This window comes from Streptomyces fulvoviolaceus (assembly GCF_000718165.1).
GTDB lineage: Bacteria > Actinomycetota > Actinomycetes > Streptomycetales > Streptomycetaceae > Streptomyces > Streptomyces fulvoviolaceus.
On sequence record NZ_JOEY01000020.1, the window covers coordinates 124,222 to 143,798 of the forward strand.

At 70.9% G+C, this 19,577-nt stretch carries 15 protein-coding genes and 1 riboswitch; of the genes, 10 read left to right on the top strand and 5 right to left on the bottom strand.

The window, feature by feature from the left end:
* The first annotated feature begins 2 nt into the window (after positions 1–2).
* Positions 3–85, top strand: a riboswitch (ZMP/ZTP riboswitch).
* A gap of 23 nt (positions 86–108) precedes the next feature.
* Positions 109–957: a bifunctional 5,10-methylenetetrahydrofolate dehydrogenase/5,10-methenyltetrahydrofolate cyclohydrolase gene (locus IG08_RS0122290; RefSeq protein ID WP_030605275.1), complete on the top strand. Its 849-nt coding sequence runs from the start codon at positions 109–111 to the stop codon at positions 955–957.
* Between the two features lie 9 nt (positions 958–966).
* Here the strand turns inward: IG08_RS0122290 and IG08_RS0122295 are convergent, their stop codons facing one another.
* Positions 967–2,934 carry an RICIN domain-containing protein gene (locus IG08_RS0122295; RefSeq protein ID WP_030605277.1) on the bottom strand — a complete coding sequence of 656 codons (1,968 nt, stop codon included), beginning with the start codon at positions 2,932–2,934 and terminating at the stop codon, positions 967–969.
* Positions 2,935–3,149: 215 nt separating this feature from the next.
* Here IG08_RS0122295 and IG08_RS0122300 point away from each other — a divergent pair, with 215 nt between their 5' ends.
* Positions 3,150–4,379: a glycosyltransferase gene (locus IG08_RS0122300; RefSeq protein WP_030605280.1), complete on the top strand. Its 1,230-nt coding sequence runs from the start codon at positions 3,150–3,152 to the stop codon at positions 4,377–4,379.
* Positions 4,380–4,725: 346 nt separating this feature from the next.
* On the opposite strand, the gene IG08_RS0122305 is transcribed toward IG08_RS0122300, so the two are convergent.
* Complete coding sequence (locus IG08_RS0122305) at positions 4,726–5,388, bottom strand: TetR/AcrR family transcriptional regulator (protein ID WP_030605282.1); 663 nt, start codon at positions 5,386–5,388, stop codon at positions 4,726–4,728.
* 190 nt (positions 5,389–5,578) lie between these two features.
* On the opposite strand from IG08_RS0122305, the gene IG08_RS0122310 reads away from it, so the two are divergent.
* Positions 5,579–6,823, top strand: coding sequence for a YncE family protein (locus IG08_RS0122310; protein ID WP_030605285.1), 1,245 nt, complete (start codon positions 5,579–5,581; stop codon positions 6,821–6,823).
* Between the two features lie 54 nt (positions 6,824–6,877).
* On the opposite strand, the gene IG08_RS0122315 is transcribed toward IG08_RS0122310, so the two are convergent.
* Together IG08_RS0122315 and IG08_RS0122320 are read right to left on the bottom strand one after the other, a co-directional pair.
* A complete protein-coding gene (locus IG08_RS0122315; RefSeq protein WP_030605287.1) occupies positions 6,878–8,737 on the bottom strand; it encodes a cellulase family glycosylhydrolase in 1,860 nt (619 codons plus the stop codon).
* A gap of 100 nt (positions 8,738–8,837) precedes the next feature.
* Entirely contained in the window at positions 8,838–10,802 is a 1,965-nt protein-coding gene (locus IG08_RS0122320; protein WP_030605290.1) for an elongation factor G, read from the bottom strand.
* Between the two features lie 227 nt (positions 10,803–11,029).
* Between IG08_RS0122320 and IG08_RS0122325 the strand changes: the two genes are divergently transcribed.
* From IG08_RS0122325 to IG08_RS60190, 7 genes are read left to right on the top strand one after another with little or no spacing between them, the layout of a single operon-like run.
* Positions 11,030–11,509 carry a (2Fe-2S)-binding protein gene (locus IG08_RS0122325; protein ID WP_030605292.1) on the top strand — a complete coding sequence of 160 codons (480 nt, stop codon included), beginning with the start codon at positions 11,030–11,032 and terminating at the stop codon, positions 11,507–11,509.
* Positions 11,506–13,869, top strand: coding sequence for a xanthine dehydrogenase family protein molybdopterin-binding subunit (locus IG08_RS0122330; protein ID WP_030605295.1), 2,364 nt, complete (start codon positions 11,506–11,508; stop codon positions 13,867–13,869). The genes IG08_RS0122325 and IG08_RS0122330 overlap by 4 nt, the downstream gene beginning before the upstream one ends.
* Entirely contained in the window at positions 13,866–14,720 is an 855-nt protein-coding gene (locus IG08_RS0122335) for an FAD binding domain-containing protein (RefSeq protein ID WP_030605297.1), read from the top strand. The genes IG08_RS0122330 and IG08_RS0122335 overlap by 4 nt, the downstream gene beginning before the upstream one ends.
* Entirely contained in the window at positions 14,717–15,610 is an 894-nt protein-coding gene (locus IG08_RS0122340; RefSeq protein ID WP_234342941.1) for an AAA family ATPase, read from the top strand. The genes IG08_RS0122335 and IG08_RS0122340 overlap by 4 nt, the downstream gene beginning before the upstream one ends.
* Positions 15,607–16,755, top strand: a complete 1,149-nt coding sequence (locus IG08_RS0122345; protein WP_420823288.1) for a vWA domain-containing protein — start codon at positions 15,607–15,609, stop codon at positions 16,753–16,755. Before IG08_RS0122340 ends, IG08_RS0122345 begins: the two co-directional genes overlap by 4 nt.
* Positions 16,748–17,848 carry an XdhC family protein gene (locus tag IG08_RS0122350; protein WP_030605306.1) on the top strand — a complete coding sequence of 367 codons (1,101 nt, stop codon included), beginning with the start codon at positions 16,748–16,750 and terminating at the stop codon, positions 17,846–17,848. The genes IG08_RS0122345 and IG08_RS0122350 overlap by 8 nt, the downstream gene beginning before the upstream one ends.
* 28 nt (positions 17,849–17,876) lie before the next feature.
* The gene (locus IG08_RS60190) at positions 17,877–18,476 is read left to right on the top strand and encodes an SRPBCC family protein (protein WP_030605309.1); all 600 of its coding nucleotides are present in this window, start codon (positions 17,877–17,879) and stop codon (positions 18,474–18,476) included.
* A gap of 4 nt (positions 18,477–18,480) precedes the next feature.
* Here IG08_RS60190 and IG08_RS60195 read toward each other — a convergent pair whose 3' ends face one another.
* Positions 18,481–19,404, bottom strand: a complete 924-nt coding sequence (locus tag IG08_RS60195; protein ID WP_030605311.1) for an aminoglycoside phosphotransferase family protein — start codon at positions 19,402–19,404, stop codon at positions 18,481–18,483.
* Positions 19,405–19,577: the final 173 nt, after the last annotated feature.

A 19,577-nucleotide genomic window follows, 5' to 3' on the forward strand; every position in this document is an offset into this window, starting at 1 on the left:
TGGTGGCGGGCCGTGACTGGCGCTGAGGTGGAGTACCACCGGGGAGCGGCCCGCACTCTAGATGCCGTGCGCCTGGGCGATCCGACCGATTCTGCTCAGGAGTGGATCATGTCTCAGGCCCGGCTCATGGACGGCACCGCGCTCGCCCGGCGCATCGTGGAGGACACCGCGAAGCGGGCGACCGACCTCACCGAGCGCACGGGACAGGCGCCCTGTCTCGCGACCGTACTGGTCGGCGAGGACCCCGCGTCCGTCACGTACGTCCGTATGAAGCAGAACCGCTGCCGCAAGGCCGGCATCGAGTCGCGGCACGTGGAACTTCCCGCGGCCACCACCACCGAGGAACTGGTCGCCACCCTCCGGTCCCTGTCGGACGACCCCACCGTGCACGGCATCCTGTTGCAGCACCCGATGGGCGCGCACATCGACGAGCGAGCCGCGTTCGAGGCGATCGCGCCTCAGAAGGACGTCGACGGCGTCACCTTCGCCTCCTTCGCGACCATGAGCTTCGGCCTGCCGGGCTTCGTGTCCTGCACGCCCGGCGGGATCATGCGGCTGCTCGACGAGTACGACGTCGACCCGGCCGGCAAGCGCGCGGTGGTCGTCGGCCGCAGTGCGATCCTCGGCAAGCCGGCCGGCATGCTGCTGCTGGCCCGCGACGCCACGGTGACCTACTGCCACTCGCGTACGGCGGACCTGTCCGCGGCCGTGCGCGAGGCGGACATCGTCGTCGCCGCCGTGGGCCGGCCGCGGCTCCTCAAGGGCCAGGACATCAAGCCCGGCGCCGTCGTGATCGACGCCGGCTACAACCCCGGGAACGTCGGCGACGTCGACTTCGACTCCGCCGTGGAGCGGGCCTCGCTGATCACGCCGGTGCCGGGCGGCGTCGGTCCGATGACGATCGCCACGCTGCTGGAGCAGACCGTGGACGCTGCCGCCCGGCAGCTCGGGGTGTAGTTCAGGCCGCTACGTCAGCGTCCACTTCTGGTTGGCGCCGCCGCCGCAGGACCACAGAACCATCTGTGTGCCGTTGGACGTTCCGTTGTTGTAGGCGTCCAGACAGAGACCGGCGTTGACGTTGGTGAGCGTGCCGTCGCTGTTCACGTTCCACTTCTGGTTGTTCTGGCCGTTGCAGTCCCAGATGACGACCTTGGTGCCGTTGGTGGTGCCGAGGTTGTAGGCGTCCAGGCACTTGTTGCCGTACACCACGAGTTCCTTGCGGGAGGTGTACGTCCACTGCTGGTTCTGGCCGCCGTTGCAGTCCCACAGCTCGGCTTGGGTGCCGTTGGTGATCGTGTTGTTGTAGACGTCCAGGCAGCGGCTGGACTGCGTCCCGACGACCAGGTTGGCGTTCGCGCCCGGCTGCGGGCGGACCGTGATGTCGGCCAGCGTTGGCGCGCCCGTGAAGGTCAGCGTGTTCGAGGAGCCCTTCGACAGGCCGACCTGGACCGAGATCGTGCCCTGCGAGGAGCCGGTCGGCGGGAAGGAGACCGTCGTCGAGCCCTGCCCGTTGACCTGGAGGGTCGCGGTGCGGGCGCTGGAGGTGTTGTTGGTGTAGGCGACGTCGACGACCTTGACCCCGGTGCTCCCGGCGACCACACCGGAGAAGCTCGACGTGCCCGTGTAGGTGCTGCTCGCCGCCTCGGTGCCACCGGTGACCGTGAGCATCACCGATCCGCCGGCCGGGACGCTGGTGGTGTAACCGGTGCCGTAGGACCCGATGTTGGAGCGGGACCACAGGTCACGGACGGTCGCGGAGGCGTTCGTCAGACCCAGGTCCGACCAGCGGACGGTGATGTTCTGCGCGGAGGAGGTGCGGTTGAGCAGGACGACGGCACGGTTGCCGGTGCCGGACAGGGCCTTGCCGTAGACCTGCAGGCCGGTGGTGTCCTCGGCGACCTTGACGCCCTGGAGACCGCGCGGATCCTGGTCTACGGCGATGACCTCGGGGTTCTTGAGGATGTTCGCGGTCTCGGTCGTCATCGTGGCCAGGTTGTTGCCGGCCAGCAGTGGGGCGCCGGAGATGGCCCACAGGTTCATGTGGGTGCGGTTCTGGGCGGCCGTGAAGCCGTCCATGCCGACCATCAGCATGTCCGGGTCGTTGTAGTAGCCGGTGTGCTGGGCGAGCGGGTGCTGGGCCTGGTCGAAGTTGGACAGCATGTTCGTCATCGACGGGTTGTTGCCCCAGTAGATGATGTCGGTGCTGGTCCGGTACATGGGCGCGAGGCCGGGAGCCCAGTTCCAGGTGTTCTGGTAGCCCCAGTTGCAGATGGAGAGGGTCAGCGGGCGCCCGGTGGTGGCCGTGGCCTTCGCGACGGCGTCGCTGATCGCCTTGTACGTCGTCGGCGCGTCGAGTCCTTCGGCGTCGCCGCCGCACCAGTCGACCTTCACGAAGTCGAAGCCCCACTCGGAGAACTGGAGCATGTCCTGCTCGTAGTGGCCCTCGCTGCCGGAGCCGGGAGCGGCCGGGCGGCCCGTCGGGTAGTAGTAGCCACAGCCGTCCTTGCCGGCGTCGGTGTAGATGCCGGCCTTGAGGCCCTTGCTGTGGATGTAGTCGGCGATGGCGCTCATGCCGCCGGGCCACTCGGACTCGTCGACGGTGATGTTCCCGCCACTGTCTCGGGTGCCCTGCCACCAGCCCTCGTCGATGTTGATGTAGTCGTAGCCCGCGGCCGGCAGGCCCGACGCCACGAACGCGTCGACCTGCTGCTTGATCACGTCGTAGTCGATGACCGCGGCGAAGCTGTTCCAGGAGGCCCACCCCATGGGGGCGGAGGCCACCGGTATCTGACGGGTCGTCGCGGCCTGTGCCGGGGTCGGCTGGGCGAAGAGCAGCGCGGCGGTGGCGGTCAGGACCAGAACGAGGGCGCGTACGGCGGCGGCCCGGCAGCGGCGTGCCAGACCTCTCCGAGGCGATCGCGGCGGGGGGTTCATGCGGCTCCTTCATGCGGGGGAACATCAGGAACGGCCAAAAAGTGGTCGAGATTTCGAACACAGATCGGTGATCCGAACATGGTGCGGGCCGAACGTAGAACCACGGGAGGCCGAAGTCAACGGATGTGACAGGCGTGAAGTCGCCGGTGTGCACGGGTCGTTCCTGCCGGGCGGCGGACCTTGGCGCCATACTGGCCGTCGTGCGCGTAGCGATCATGACGGCGGGATCCCGGGGCGACGTGGCCCCGTTCACCGGGCTGGGGTACGGCCTCCGCCAGGCCGGGCACGAGGTCACCCTGGTCACACACGGTTCCTTCGCACCGCTGGTGACGGGATCAGGACTCGGGTTCCACGCGCTGCCCGTGGACCCGCGGGCGGTGCTGGAGTCCTCCCGCGGACAAGGGCTGCACCGCAGCGGCTCCGGCGCCGGGAAGCTGCTGCGAGCGGTCGCCATGGCACGAGCGGTGGCCGGGCGGATAACGGACGACCTGGTGGCGGCCGCGCGGACGAGCGACGTCCTCCTGCTGTCCGGTTCGCTCGCACCGCTGGGGCATGTCATCGGCGAGGGACTGTCGCTGCCGAGCATCGGCGTCTATCTGCAACCGCTCGCCCCCACAAGGGAGTTCGCGCCTCCGATGCTCGGCGGCGGCTCCTGGGGAGCCGTCGGCAACCGGGTCGCCGGGCACGGGGTAGGCCTGGCCGTGGAGCAGGTCTTCGCCGCGACCGTCCCGGCGGTGCGCAGACGTCTGGGGCTGCCCCGCGTCCGAACGGGCGCGGCGCTCAGGGCCCGGGAGCGGCGAGGGTGGCCGGTCCACCACGGGTTCAGTCCGCTGGTGGTGCCCCGCCCGCGTGACTGGCGGGAGGGCCTCGACATGGCGGGCTACTGGTGGCCGTACGACGTGGAGGCACAACTCCCGCCCGAGCTGCGGGACTTCCTCGACGCGGGCGCGCCGCCGGTCTACGTCGGCCTGGGCAGCGCGACGGTCCCGGACCCCGAGCGGCTGAGCGCCGACATCGTGCGCGCCCTGCGCCGGGCCGGGCTGCGCGGGGTGATCCAGCAGGGCTGGGCCGGGCTCGCGGCCGAGGGAGACGACATGCTGACCGTCGGCGAGGTCGCGCACTCCGCGCTCTTCCCGCGCATGGCCGCCGTCGTCCATCACGCGGGCGCGGGCACGACCGCGGCCGGGCTGCGGGCGGGGGTGCCCGCCGTGCCGGTGCCGATCCAGTTCGACGGCGGCTTCTGGTCCGCCCGGCTGGTCGCCCTGGGCGTGGCGCCGCGTGCGGTGCCGCTGCGCCGGCTGACCACCGACACGTTGACGTCGGCGCTGGCGCGGGCCACGCGGGATGCGGGGTACCGGGAGCGAGCGCGGGCCTTGGGGGTACGCATTCGCGGTGAGGACGGCGTGGCGCCGGTGTTGGAGGCGGTGAACCGACTCGGAGGCTGAGCGCTCCGCCGGGAGTGCCGCGATGTGCCGTCGTTTCACTGCGCCACCGTCGTGGCGGGTCGCTCCCCACTCTCGGCTTCTCCCCGACTCTCGACTTCGCCCGAGCGGCTCGACTTCGCCCGAGCGGGGGGACCCCATCGCGGCGGAGCCGCACATCGATCCAGCCCCGCGCCCCTTCAGGGCGCTGCCGAACCGCCCGCAAGGCAGCGGCACGTGGCCGGTCCCACCGGCCCGACGAGTGGCCGAGTGGCGCGGTGGCCGGGTGGCCGAGCCACAGGACCACCCATCCACCGGACCGCCGACCCATCGAGTGGCCGGACCACCCGACCACCGAGCCCCCGCAGCCCTACCCCGCGGACAACTCCCACCCCGGCGGCTGCAAGATCCCCAGCAGCTGTCGGACCAGTTCGTCGACCACCTCGTCCAGCGTCGCGTCCACCCACCCCGCGTTCCAGTCGTGCACCAGACCGTTGACCGCACCGATGAACGCGGTCGCGGCGATCCGGTAGTCGCGGGGCGCCGCCTCCCCGCGCTCCACGGACACCCGCGCCTCGGCGCACACGAGGTCGACCCAGCGGGCCCGGCGGGCCAGGCGCTGCTCCTCCAGGCGCGGACTGACGCCGATGATCTCGACGAAGGTGATACGAACGCGGCGCGGATCGCCGGTGACATTCGCGGCGTAGGCACGGAAGATCGCGGCGGCCCGTTCGGCGAGAGGCAGGTGCCCCGCGCCCGCCACCGCGCTCACGACGGCCTCCTCGGCCCAGGCGTTGACCTGGAGATGCAGGGCGGCCAGGACGTCCTCGAGGGTGCGGAACTCCTCGTAGAACTGGCGGGTGGACAGACCCGCGGCCTCGCTGAGGGCCGCGACGGTCGTGGCGCGGTAGCCGGGAGTGTCACCGAAGAGCTGGAGCGCCGCGTCCAGGAAGCGGCGGCGCCGCTCCGCCTGCCGCTGCTCGGCGGTCTTGCCGCCGTAGCGGCCGGTCGGCGCCCTGAGCCTGCCCGTCACCCGCACCTCCCTGTCCGGCCGGTCCGTCCGGCCTTCCGTATGCAGGTCAATTTTGTCGTGTACGCAGTCTTGTGGAGAAGAGCGACTCTCCTTACTTTTCAGTAAGTTGACTCTGAATGCACTCGTGTTCAGATTCGCCCGCTTGGCATGCACCCCTCACCCGCCCACCTCCCAGAGGAAGAGAGCAGTCATGCCTGCTTTCAGACCCAGGCACCTTTGCTCCGTAGCCGCCGCCCTCGTCCTGACCGTCGCCGCCCCCGCGACCGCCGCCACCGCCGTGGACGCCTCCGCCCTGCGCGAGGTGCTGTTCGTGGGGAACAACTGGGACGGCACCGCCGACGTCATCAAGTCCTCGGGCGATCTGGCGAAGGTCGGCCGGATCAACGTCATCCCCGACAAGGACGAGCGGATGGCGGAGATCAACGCCGATCCGATCAAGTGGATCTACTTCATGGCGATCCGCAACAGCGTCGGCGAGGGCCACGACCAGTTCGTCGACGACATGTACTCCACGCCGGACGGGACGTCGGTGGTGGTGTCCCGGCCGAGCTTCGCCGACGTCGTCTCGATCGACCTGGCCACCGGGGACATCAACTGGCGTTTCCCCGTGTCGGGTTACCGCTCCGACCACATGGCGGTCTCCCCCGACGGCACCCGGGTCGCGGTGTCGGCCTCGACCGCGAACACCGTGCACGTGCTGGACATCGACACCGGCAAGCAGCTGGGCTCGTTCGCCACGGGCGACAAGCCGCACGAGAACATCTTCACCAAGGACGGCAAGTACATCTACAACATGGCGATCGGCGACGTGAACACCGACTCCGACGCCCCGTGGCTGGACTGGACGAAGGGCGACCGGCACATCACGGTCGTGGACGCGACCACGTATCAGCAGGTCAAGGTCATCGACATGCGGGAGAAGCTGGACGCGATCGGACTCACGGACTACTCCGACGCCGTCCGGCCCGCCGTCTTCTCGCCCGACGAGACGAAGCTGTACTTCCAGGTGTCGTTCTTCAACGGCTTCTTCGAGTACGACCTCGCCACGGACAAGATCACCCGCACGAAGACCCTGCCGAAGAACCCGGCGACCAGCGACGAACGCACCACCATGGTCAACGACTCGCGCCACCACGGCATTTCGATGAAGCCGGACGGCACCAAGCTGTGTGTCGCGGGCACGATGGACGACTACGCGACCGTCGTCGATCGCGCCACCCTCCAGGAGGGCCCGCTCGTCACCGCCTCGAAACCCTACTGGGCCACCGTCAGCGGCGACGGCAAGAGCTGTGTCGTCTCCGAGAGCGGCGCCGACCAGGTCACGGCCATCGACTTCGCCACCGGCCAGAAGGCGGTGTCCGTCGCGGTGGGCGACCACCCGCAGCGGGTGCGGCTGGGTCATGTGGCCGCGGGCTGGACGGGACCGGCTTCCTGAGACTCGGCGAGCCACTCCGGCAACCGTGCCGGAGTGGCTCGTTCACTGGCAGGGTCAGCCGAACCGCTGCGCCGCCCACGCGGACAGCTCGGTGCGAGCCGCGCTCAGCACGGTGGCCGAGGGGGCGGTCGCCCCGTTGGTCACCAGCGCGTAGTGCAGAACGCCGCTGTCGGAATCGGTGAGCAGGAGGCGGCGGCTGCCCGTGCCGCCCGGTTCGGCGGCCGCGGCGATCTTCGTGGTGCTCGTGTAGGCGGGCGGGCCGTACACCGTGCCGAGGTCGGAGACGACCGTGGTGGTGGCGGTGGGGAAGGACGCGGGCAGGTGCAGTTCGGTGGGGGTCGTGCCCCCGCCTGAGCGCCACACCAGCAGCGAGTACTGGCCGGCGCCGACCAGCGAGGCCACGTTCGGCAGGCTGCTGGGGACCGGGTTCCAGGTCAGGGTGATGGAGCCGTCACGGGAACGGTCCTCGTAGGTGAAGGCCACCGTGGTGCCGGAGGTGGCGCTCGGGTAGATCCGGTCGAGGAGCCGGGCGTCCTGGCGCAGCACCGCCGTCCCCGAGTCGTCCAGCTTCACGGCCGACAGGTCCTCGTCGTTCCAGGCGTCGCCCGAGGTGAGGACCTTGTCCGGGTTGTCGTTCATCAGCTCGTTGTGGCGTCCGTTGTAGATGTCCCACTGCCACTGCGTTCCGGAGAGGACCGGCCCCGAAGTGGCGGGCGTGGACCACCAGTTGGCGCCTTTCACCCGGGAGTCGAGGGCCTGGTACATGGCCTTGAGGACGGTCGGCGCCTTGCCGGCGGTCGAGCCGTTGAGCGGGTGCCCGAACTCACTGACGACCGCTGTCGTCCCGGCCGCCGAGGCGCGGTCGCGGACCGTGCCGAAGTCGGTGACGTACTGGCCGTCGGAGGCGTTGCCCCACATCAGGATGCCGGAGATGGCCTTCTGGTCGTAGAAGTGGGTGTTGAAGACGTAGCGGGAGCCGAGCGTGCCCGCGTCGAGGAGACCGCCCTCCTCCTTACTGACGTTGCCGTTCCAGAAGAGGTTCGGCTCCACCAATGCGGGCTTGTCCTGCCAGCCCGCCGCGTCCATCCGGGCCCGGAACTTCACGTAGAAGGGCCACAGCAGGTCACGTTCCCAAGTGCGGCTGTTCTGGCCGGAGTCGTAGGTGCCGGCATACGGCTCGTTGAAAGGGTCGAAGCCGACGACGCCCGCGAACTCCTCGGCGGACAGGTGCTGTTTGACGTACGTCATAGTCGTCTGAGCGGTGGCGAGGAAGGCGTCCTGGAGCCCGTAGGCGTTGTGCCAGAAGTCGTACTGGGCGGCCTTCACCGCACCGTTCTGGGTGATGTTCTGGCCCCAGAGGAGGCAGATGCCGCACGACTCGTCGGGGTAGTTCCCGAGGTCCACCGCCCACTTGGGGGCGCCGTCGCCCGTGTACCAGCTGTCGGAGTCGAAGAGCCACCGGGAGTACAGGTCCTGGTGGAAGTCGGGGTAGACGCGGATGCCGGCATCGAGGAACGCCCGCATCTGCTCGGTGGCGGCGGCCAGATACGTGGTGTCGACCTGGCCGCGCACGGGTTCGGCGTAGGCCCAGGAGAGCAGGAAGCGGACCGAGTTGCCGCCGCCGAGGGCTCTCAGCGCGGTCGCGGACTTCTTCGCGTCGGCGACCGAGGCGAAGGGCAGGCCGTCGTTCTCGGCGAGCTTGGTCTCGCCGGAGACGTTGTAGCCGCGCAGCACGACCTCGCGGCCGTTCGCGTCGACGAAGCGGCCGTTCGCCACGGTGAGGGCGGTGCCGTCGAAGGACAGGGAGTCGGCGATGGTGGCGGCGGAGGCGGACGGGGTGCCCGCCACCGACAGGAATCCACAGAGGACAACCAGAACAACGAGCAGACGCGCGCGTATATTCGGCATGTCCATTACAGTCCGAGGATTTCGGGACAACGTCAACACTTCTGACTGATGAGTAAGTTTCATCTTCTCCGTCGGGATGTCTGACGGGATGTCCGTCCTGATGCCCTCATCCGCCGACTCGTCGGGTCACGTTCAGCAGGTACTCCTTCCTGTTCAGGGGGTTGTGGTCGGTCCGCGGCCGCTCCCGCACCGTGCCGTGGGTGACGGGCGCGTAGTGGTCGAAGCCGGCCTCCAACTCGCCCTCACCCCGGGTCAGTCCCGGAATCCGCTGTTCCAGTTCATGTACCCGGTCCGCCGGAACGACACCCTCCAGAACACATCTGTCGCCATGCGTCTCAGTGGTCTGCGGTACGGCCCGCAGCGCGGCCAGTACCGGCAGCAGGGCGCCCAGGGTGTCCGCCGGGGCCTCGACGCGGAACCGGTGCATCGGCTCGTACACCTGCGAGCCCGCCCGCCGCAGCGCCTCGACGAGGACCAACGGGGTCAGACCGCGGAAGTCGGCGCCGGTGGTGGACATGCTCTTGTCGAAGCCCTGGTGGGCGTGGCTCTGCCGGGGCCAGTAGCCGGAGTGCGTCATGGTGACCGTGCAGTCGGTGACCTGCCAGCCGTGCAGCCCCTGGCCGAGGGTGGCGCGCACGGTGTCCTCGACGGCCTTGAAGAAGGCGTACGGCATGGCGCCCAGCTCCACCTCCAGCCGGAAGCCCACGCCCGAGCCGACCGGGGCCGGGGCGACGCGCAGGCCGACGGTCGCGAGGAACGGGTTGTCGTCCTTCTTGATGAACTCGGCCGTCGCTCCCGTCCCGGCGGGCCGCTCGATGCACAGGGGTGTGGTCTCCCGGAAGGTGACGTCGAGGCCGTACTCGTCGGCGAGCGTCGCCTGGATGACCTCCTTCTGCACCTCGCCGTAGAGGGAGACGGAGGTCTCCTGCCGCACCTCGTCGTGGCGCAGGCCGATCAGCGGGTCCTGCTCCGCCAGTTGGGTCAGGGCGAGGTGGAGGGCCCTGCGGTCCGCGGCCGGACCGGGGACGACGACCGTTTCCAGGGAGGGCGGGGCGAAGAAGTGCCCGTGGGTCTTGCGGAGTTCGCCGAGGGCGTCGCCGATCCTGATGTCGGCCAGGCCCCACAGCTTTGCGATACGGCCCGCGGGAACCGACTCCCGACGGGCGTCCGCCCCCTGGTCGAAGACGCTGATCGCGGTGATCCGGCCCTCTTCGCGGGCGTCGCCGAAAGGGATCCGGTCGCGGATACGCAGCGTTCCGGAGAACACGCGCGCGTAGGCGACCTTCTCCCCCGCCGGGCCCCGCTCGACCTTGAACACCGTTCCGGAGAGCGGGCCATCGGGGTCCCCGTCGGCGGCGGGCAGCAACTCCCGGATCCCGGCGATCAGTTCACGGACGCCCGTGCCGGTCACGGCCGAGCCGAAGTACACGGGATGGACGAGGGCCTGGCGGGTCTGGGCGACGAGGGCCGCGTGCAGACCGTCGTACGAGACGGAACCGTCGACGTATGCGGCGAGCAGGTCGTCGTCGTGGTCGGCGAGGACGTCGACGGCCAGGGGGCCGGGGACGAACCCGGCCCCACGGGTCCCGAGTCCCACGGCCTCCCCCATCGGCACGACCGCCGGGGTGAGCCGTTCGGCGATCTCCCGCAGCACGCCCTCGCCCCGGGCCCCGCGCCGGTCGATCTTGTTGACGAAGACGAGGGTCGGGATGCGCAGCCGTTGCAGGGTCCGCATCAGGACCCGGGTCTGCGCCTGGACGCCCTCGACGGCCGAGACGACCAGGACGGCGCCGTCGAGCACGCCGAGCACCCGCTCGACCTCGGCGATGAAGTCCGGGTGGCCGGGGGTGTCGATGAGGTTGACGGTGACGTCGTCGACCGCGAAGGAGACGACGGCCGACTTGATGGTGATGCCGCGCCGGCGCTCCAGCGCGAGGGTGTCGGTCTGGGTGCTGCCGTCGTCGACGCTGCCGATCTCGTCGATCACACCGACCGAGTGCAGCAGCCGCTCGGTCAGGCTGGTCTTACCTGCGTCGACATGGGCGAGAATCCCGAGGTTGAGCAAGTGCACGAAGCGTCATGTCCTTTGAAGAGGGGGTCATTCCTTCCGGGGCGGACATGAACGGTGCGCGCATTGCAACTCCTGGGTCGTGTGGCGACAAGGTCACCCGAAGTGCAGCAGTTCCGGGTCGGCCACGGCAACGGATTAACGCTCAACCAGTGCTGTCCCGGCCCTCGCCCCCTCCACAGAGCAGCCCTAGAGTGACGCACATCACGTCCGTGATCCTGGGAGGGCACATGACCCGCATCTCGGTGAAGGTGGACGGCACGACGTACCAGGACGAGGTGGAACCCCGCCTCCTGCTGATCCACTACCTGCGTGACCGGCTGGGTCTGACCGGTACCCCGATCGGCTGTGACACCTCCAACTGCGGGGCCTGCACGGTCGATCTGGACGGCGAGAGCGTGAAGAGCTGCTCGGTCCTCGCCGTCCAGACGGACGGGAGCGAAGTGACCACCGTCCAAGGGCTCGCCCACAACGGGGAGTTGACCGGGCTGCAGCGGGCGTTCCACGAACGGCACGCGCTGCAGTGCGGCTACTGCACCCCGGGGATGATCATGGCGGCGCGCGATCTGCTGCGCGAGAACCCGCACCCGACCTCGGACGAGGTACGTCACGCCCTGGAGGGCAACCTCTGCCGCTGCACGGGCTACCAGAACATCGTGCGGGCCGTCCTGTCGGCCGCCGAAGCCTCCGAGCAGGGGGTGAGGGCATGACCGAGCAGATCGTGGAGCCCGAGGTCGGCAGGTCCCGGCCCCGCAAGGAGGACGCCCGGCTGCTCACCGGACAGACCAACTGGACCGACAACATCGACGCGGCCGGGATGCTGCACCTGGCGGTGCTGCGCAGCCCGATGGCGCACGCCCGCATCGACCGGATCGACGTCTCGCCCGCGCTCGAACGGCCGGGCGTGGTCGCGGCGTTCAGCGGCGGCGATCTCGCGGAGGGGATGGGATCGCTGCCCTGTGCCTGGCCGGTGACCGAGGACATCGTGCTGCCCGACCACCCGCCGATCGCCGTCGACGAGGTGCGCTACGCCGGTGACCCGGTGGCGGTCGTCGTCGCCCGCGACCAGTACGCGGCCGCCGACGCGCTGGAGGCCATCGAGGTCGACTACGAGCCGCTGCCCCCGGTCCTCGACCTGGAAGCCGCACTGCAGCCGGAAGCCCCCCTGGTCCACTCCGACAAGGGCACCAACCGCTGCTACGACTGGCCGCTGAAAACCGGCGAGGACTTCGACGCCGTACGGGAACGCGCCGAGGTGACGGTGAAACGCCGCTACCACCAGCAGCGGCTGATCCCCAACGCCATGGAACCCCGTGCCGTCGTGGTCACCCCGCTCGCCGCCTCCGGCGAGTACACGCTCTACTCCTCCACCCAGATCCCGCACATCCTGAGGATCATGCTCGCCGTGGTCACCGGCATCCCCGAGCACAAGCTGCGCGTCATCGCCCCCGACGTGGGCGGCGGCTTCGGCTCCAAGCTCCAGGTGTACGGCGAGGAAGCCATCACGCTCGCGGTCGCGCGGCGCATCGGACGCCCGGTGAAGTGGACGGAGTCCCGCTCCGAGGGCTATCTGGCGACCCATCACGGCCGGGGCATGATCCAGGACGTCGAGATCGCCGCCACCAGTGAGGGCAAGCTGCTGGGCCTGAAGGTCGACCTCCTCGTCGACATGGGCGCGTACCTGATGCTCGTCACCCCGGGCATCCCTATCCTGGGCGCCTTCATGTACCCCGGGATCTACAAGATGGGTTCCTACGAGCTCAACGTCACCGGCGTCTTCACGACCAGGACGCCGACCGACGCCTATCGCGGCGCGGGGCGCCCGGAGGCGACGTACGCCATCGAACGGATCATGGACGAGCTGGCCGCCGAACTCGGCCTGGATCCCGTGGAGTTGCGGCGCCGGAACTGGATCGGGCACGAGGAGTTCCCGTACACGTCGATCGCGGGCCTGACCTACGACAGCGGCAACTACGAGGCCGCGACGGAGAAGGCCCTCTCCCTGTTCGGCTACGACAAGCTGCGCGCCGAGCAGATGGACCGCAACGACCGGGGCGACACCGTACGGCTGGGCATCGGTGTGTCGACGTACACCGAGATGTGCGGCCTCGCGCCGAGCCGGGTGCTCAGGGATCTGCGGTACGCGGCCGGCGGCTGGGAGTCGGCGAGCATCCGCATGCTGCCCACGGGCAAGGTCGAGGTGGTCACCGGGACCAGCCCGCACGGGCAGGGGCATGTGACCTGCTGGAGCCAGATCGCCGCCGACGTGCTGGGAGTGCCGTTCGACGACGTCGAGGTGATCCACGGCGACACCAGGGCGGCCCCGCAGGGCATGGACACCTACGGCTCGCGGTCGCTGGTGGTGGGCGGCACGGCCGTGCACCACGCGGCGCTGAAGGTGGTGGAGAAGGCCCGGAAGGTGGCCGCGCATCTGCTCGAAGCGAGCGAGCAGGACCTGGAGTTCGCGGGCGGCGTGTTCTCCGTGAAGGGTTCCCCGGACGCCCGCAGGACGATCCAGGAGGTCGCCTTCGAGACGTTCACCGCGCATGACGTGCCCGACGGTCTCGTACCCAGCATCAACGCCGGGCACATGGTCGATCCGGACAACTTCTCCTATCCGCACGGCACCCACCTGTGCGCGGTCGAGGTCGACACCGAGACCGGGCGGACACACATCCGGTCGTACGTCTGCGTCGACGATGTCGGCCGGGTCGTCAACCCGATGATCGTCGAAGGCCAGGTGCACGGCGGGCTCGCCCAGGGCATCGCGCAGGCGCTGTACGAGGAGGCCGTGTACGACGACGAGGGCAACCTGGTCTCCGGCACGATGGCCGACTACCTCGTGCCGTCGGCGGCGGACCTGCCCGACTTCGTGACGGACCGGACGGAGACGCCGGCCACGTCAAATCCCTTGGGCGTCAAGGGAGTCGGCGAGGCGGGCACGATCGCCTCCACCCCTGCCGTCGTGGGCGCGATCGTCGACGCCCTACGGCCGCTGGGCGTGCGCGACATCCGGATGCCCTGTACTCCCGAGCGGGTCTGGAAAGCGATCGAGGAGGCCTCCTCATGATTCCTCCGGCATTCGAGTACGCGCGACCGACCAGCGTCGAGGAGGCTGTACGCGCGCTCGCCGAGGTCGGCGAGGACGCCAAGGTGCTGGCCGGCGGGCAGAGCCTGCTGCCGCTGCTGCGGCTCCGGCTGGCCTTCCCCGAACTGGTCGTGGACGTCGGGCGTGTCCCCGGCCTGCGCGGGGTGCGAGAAGAGGGCGACACGCTCGTCGTCGGCGCGATGACCACCCACCACGAGGTGATCCGCGACCCGCTCGTCCGCCGGCACGCGGGTCTGCTGGCGGCCGCCACGGAGACCGTCGCGGATCCCGCCGTACGGCATCGGGGCACCCTCGGCGGTTCGCTCGCGCACGCCGATCCGGCCGGTGACCTGCCCGCCGTCGTCCTGGCCCTGGACGCGGAACTGATCGCCGTCGGACCGCGCGGGCGGCGCGCGATCCCCGCGCGGGAGTTCTTCGTCGACTATCTCCAGTCCGCGCTGGGACCGGACGAACTGCTGGTGGAGGTGCGGGTACCGAAGACGGACGGCTGGGGCTTCCACTACGAGAAGTTCCACCGGGTGGCGCAGGCCTGGGCGATCGTCGGCGTGGCCGCCCTCGTGCGGCGCGACGACGGGCACATCGCCGAGGCACGCGTCGGGCTGACCAACATGGGCGCCACCCCGCTGCGCGCCGCGGCGACCGAGGAGGCCCTGACCGGCTCCGGGGACGGACAGGACGTGGCGCGGGCCGCGGAGTCGGCGGCGGTGGGGACCCAGCCCTCCCAGGACCTGTCGGGCTCGCCGGAGTACCGGGCGCATCTGGCGCGGGTGCTGACCAGGCGGGCCGTGCTGGCCGCCGCGGGGATGGAGTGAGGCCGATCGCCGACGTCGAGGGCCCGGAGCAGGTCCGTGCCCGCCTGGAGGAGACGGGATACCTCGTCGACGACGGGCTGGCCATGGCCTGCTTCCTGGCCCTCAGACTGCATCGGCCGATCTTCTGCGAGGGCGACGCGGGCGTCGGCAAGACCGCGCTCGCCTCCGCCCTCGCCGAGGCCCTCGGCGCCCCGCTGATCCGGCTCCAGTGCCACGAGGGCATCGACGCCTCGCAGGCCCTGTACGACTGGGACTTCCCCCGTCAGCTGCTGCATCTGCGGGCCGCCGAGGCGGCCGGCGTCACGGATGCCGGCCGCCTGGAGAGCGAGCTGTACGATCGCCGCTTCCTGGTCGCCCGGCCGTTGCTGCGGGCCCTGGAGACCCGGCCCTCGGTACTGCTGATCGACGAGATCGACCGGGCCGACGACGAGTTCGAGGCGTTCCTCCTGGAGCTGTTGTCGGAGTTCTCGGTCACCATCCCGGAGCTGGGCACGCTGCGCGCCGAGGAGCCCCCGGTCGTCGTCCTGACCTCCAACCGCACGCGCGAGGTCCACGACGCCCTGAAGCGGCGCTGCCTCTACCACTGGTTCGACCATCCCGGCTTCGCCCGCGAACTGGCCATCGTACGGCGGCGGTTGCCGGGCGTGTCGGCACGTCTGGCCGAGCAGGTGACCGCCCTGGTGCAAGCGCTGCGTGGACAGGACCTGCTCAAGCCGCCGGGGGTGGCCGAGACGATCGACTGGGCCGAGGCGCTGGACGCGCTGGGGGCGAGCGAGGTGGACGCGGAGCTGGCGGTGGCGACGCTGGGGTCGGTGCTCAAGTACCGGGAGGACGCCGAGCGGGCGCGGGGGCTCGATCTGGCGGCGGTGCTCGCGGCCCGAGGGGCGTGACGGGTGTGACGGGTGTGCTCGCCGCCGACGCCGCTCTCCTCGGCTTCGCCCGCGCCCTGCGTACGGCCGGTGTCGAGGCGAGTGCCGCACGCGTGCACGCCTTCCTGCGTGCGGTGGACCTACTGCGGCCCGGGATGCGGGCGGACGTGTACTGGGCGGGACGGCTGACCCTGTGCGGGAGCCGGGACGACCTGGAGCGCTACGAGCGGGTCTTCGCCGCGTACTTCGGCGCCCGTGAGCCCGTCGAGCGGGCGGTGGCCGCTGCCCCTGGTCCCCGGCTGCGGCTGGTCGTACGGAACGCGGCTGCCGAAGGCCGCACCAGAACACAGAACGAGCGAGAAAGCCCGCCCACGCCCGCGCTCGCCAGTTCCGCCGAGGTCCTGCGCCGCCGTGACGTGGCCGAACTGGACGCCGCCGAACGCGCCCAGGTGCGCCGGCTGCTGGCCGTGCTCGCGTGGCGCGGAGAGGTGCGGCTGACTGCCCGGCGGCGACCGGCCCGGCGCGGGGACGTCGATCCGCACCGGACGGTGCGGGAGCTGCTGCGGCGCGGTGGCGAGCCGGCCCGGCTGCGGCACCGGGCGAGGGCCGAGCAGCCGCGCCGGACCGTGCTGCTCGTCGACATCAGCGGCTCGATGGCGCCGTACGCGGACGCGCTGCTGCGGTTCGCGCACGCGGCGACCCGCGGGACGCGCACGGAGGTGTTCACGATCGGCACCAGGCTGACCCGTGTGACCCGCGAACTGTCACACCGCGACCCGGACCTGGCGATGGCCGCGGTCGGGGCGGCCGTCCCGGACTGGCGCGGGGGTACCCGGCTGGGTGAGCTGCTGCGGGAGTTCCTGAACCGTTGGGGCCAGCGCGGTATGGCACGCGGCGCGGTGGTGGTGCTGCTGTCGGACGGCTGGGAGCGTGGCGATCCGGAGCTGCTCGGGGCCCAGATGCGACGCTTGCACCGGCTGGCGCACCGGGTGATCTGGGCCAATCCACGCAAGGCGCGCCCTGGTTACGCGCCCTTGGCGGCCGGGATGGCGGCGGCGCTGCCGAGCGTGGACGCGTTCGTCGAGGGGCACAGCCTGGCCGCGCTGGAGCGTCTGGCGGCGGTGGTGCGAGGGAGTCCCCTCGCGAGAGGAGCGGACAGTGCGTGACATTCTCCCGGCGCTGCGGGACTGGTATGCGGCGGGGTCGCCGTTCGGGCTGGCCACGGTGGTCGCCGTGAGCCGTAGCACGCCCCGCGATCCGGGCGCCGCGATGGCCGTGGGCCCCGGCGACGAGGTCGTGGGCAGTGTGTCCGGGGGCTGTGTCGAGGGCGCGGTGTTCGAGCTCGCGCAGGAGGTCGTCGCGAGCGGCGAGGCCCGCCTCGAGACCTTCGGTTACAGCGACGAGGACGCGTTCGCCGTCGGGCTCACCTGCGGCGGCGAGATCACCCTGCTCGTCCGTCCCGTCACGGCCGCCCTGGATCCGGCCTTCGGCGAGGTCGCGGAGTCCGTCGCGGCGAGCCAACCGGTGACCGTCGCCACGGTCACCGACGGGCCGGCGCCGCGTGGAGCCACGCTGGCGGTGTGGCCCGACCGGGTCGCCGGGACGCTGGGCACGGCCGGCCTGGACGTGGCGGTCATCGCCGACGCACGGGGCGAACTCGCCCTCGGCGCCACCGGGTTGAGGCACTACGGACCGCACGGCGAGCGCCGCGAGGACGCCGTCACCGTCTTCCTGCACTCCTTCGCCCCGCCGCCCCGCATGCTGGTCTTCGGCGCGATCGACTACGCGGCCGCGGTCGCCCGGATCGGCGACTTCCTCGGCTACCGGGTCACGGTGTGCGACGCCCGCCCGGTCTTCGCCACGCCCAAACGCTTCCCCGCCGGTGTGGAGGTCGTCGTGGACTGGCCGCACCGCTACCTGCGCGGCACCGACACCGACGAACGCACCGTGATCTGCGTCCTCACCCACGACCCCAAGTTCGATGTGCCCCTGCTGGAGGAGGCGCTGCGCCGCCCGGCCGCGTACATCGGGGCGATGGGCAGCCGCCGTACGCACGAGGACCGGACGGCACGGCTGGTCGCAGCCGGGCTCACCGAGGCCGAGTTGTCGCGGCTGCGCTCGCCGGTCGGGCTCGACCTCGGGGCCCGTACGCCCGAGGAGGTCGCCGTGTCCGTCGCCGCCGAGATCGTCGCGCTGCGGTGGGGCGGCAGCGGCGCGCCACTGACCGGGGCGGGGGGAGCGATCCACCCGTCGACGTAAAGCACCGCATGGCCCTTTGGAGGAAGTCATGGAGCTGCACCACGAGTTCACGGTTCCCGTCCCGGTCGACGACGCCTGGCGGGCGCTCCTCGACATCGAGCGCGTCGCGCCCTGCATGCCCGGGGCGAGCGTCGAGGACTACGACGGCAAGACCGTCAACGGCTCGGTGAAGGTCAAGGTGGGTCCGGTCACCGTGACGTACAAGGGCACCGCCGTCTTCGAGGAGCAGGACGAGGCCGCGCACCGCATGGTGCTGATCGCGAGCGGCCGGGAAACGCGCGGCCAGGGCACGGCACGGGCCACGGTGACCGGCACGCTCACCGGACAGGACGGCGGTACGGCCGTGTCGGTGCGCACCGATCTGACGGTGACCGGGCGGCCGGCGCAGTTCGGCCGGGGTGTGATGGCGGAGGTGGGCGACCGGCTGATCGGCCAGTTCGCCCAGGCCCTGTCCGAACAGCTGGGCGAGCCGGAAAGGGCGAGGGCGGCGGAGCCGCCCGAGGACGATTCCCTCGACCTGCTGCGCGCCGTCGGTGTGCCCGTGGCCAAGCGCGCGGCGGTCGCGGTGGCGGCGGTGCTCGTCGTGGTGCTCGCGGCGGTGCGGATACGGCGGTGGCGGCGCGCCTGAGTCGTCAGGAGCCGTGGCTGCGGTGGTCCACGAGGACCGCCTCAAGGTGCCGGAGAGCCGCCGTCACCCGGGCCGGGTCCTCCTGGAAGAAGGGGTCGTCCGGCACGGGCAACGACCCGGCGAGCGCCCAGCCGCGCCCCCGTGCCCAGGTCGCGTCGTCGAGGTCGACCGCCTCGCGGAAGGCATCCCTGGCCCGGGCGGGCAGGAACTTCCAGGCGGGCAGCAGGTCCACCGCCGGGTCGGCCACCGCGAGCGTCCCGAAGTCGATGACCGCGCTGATCCGGCCCTCCCTGGCCAGGAGGTTGCCGGTCGCGAGGTCCCCGTGGATCCACACCGGCGGCTTGTGCCAGGCGGGCGCCGCGAGAGCCGCCTCCCAGACCTCCGTCACGGCGTCCGTGTCGACGAGGCCCGTCTTCTTCAGCGCCTCGATCTTGGGCCGGACGCGTGCGTCGGCGGCCAGCGAGTCCCGCTCGTCGCCCATCGGCACCCCGCGGAAGGCGTTGCTCTGCTCGGGGCCGGGACCGTCCGTGGTGTCGATCTCCCGCAGCGCGTTGACGAACAGGGCGAGGTCGAGCGCGGTACGGACCGGGTCGGCCAGGTCCTCGGTCGTGGCCGTCTCGCCCTCCAGCCAGCGGTACACGGACCACGGGTACGGATAGCCCTCGCCGGGTTCACCCCTCGCGAGCGGTTCGGAGACGGGCAGCGGCAGGTGCGGGGCGAGCCACGGCAGCCACCGGTGCTCGCGCTCCACCTGGCCCACCCAGTGCGCGTAGCGCGGCAGCCGGACGGAGAGGTCGGTGCCGAGCCGGAAGGTGGCGTTGTCCATGCCGGACCACGGCACCGGGGTGACGGGGAGATGGGCCCACTGCGGGAACTGGGTGGCCAGCAAACGGCGTACGAGCGTGGTATCGATCGGCACGCGGCCCATCTCAGCGGGGCGACGGCCCCGGAGTCCAACGAATTACATGGTGTGAGGCGGGTCCTGACGGGTAGTGGCCGCACAACGGACGAGGGCAGGTGTGTCCTCGTCGGCACCTCCGATGGGGAAGGAGGTCCGTGACAGCGCACACTCGCAGCGCCCGGGCCGCTTCCACGCACACG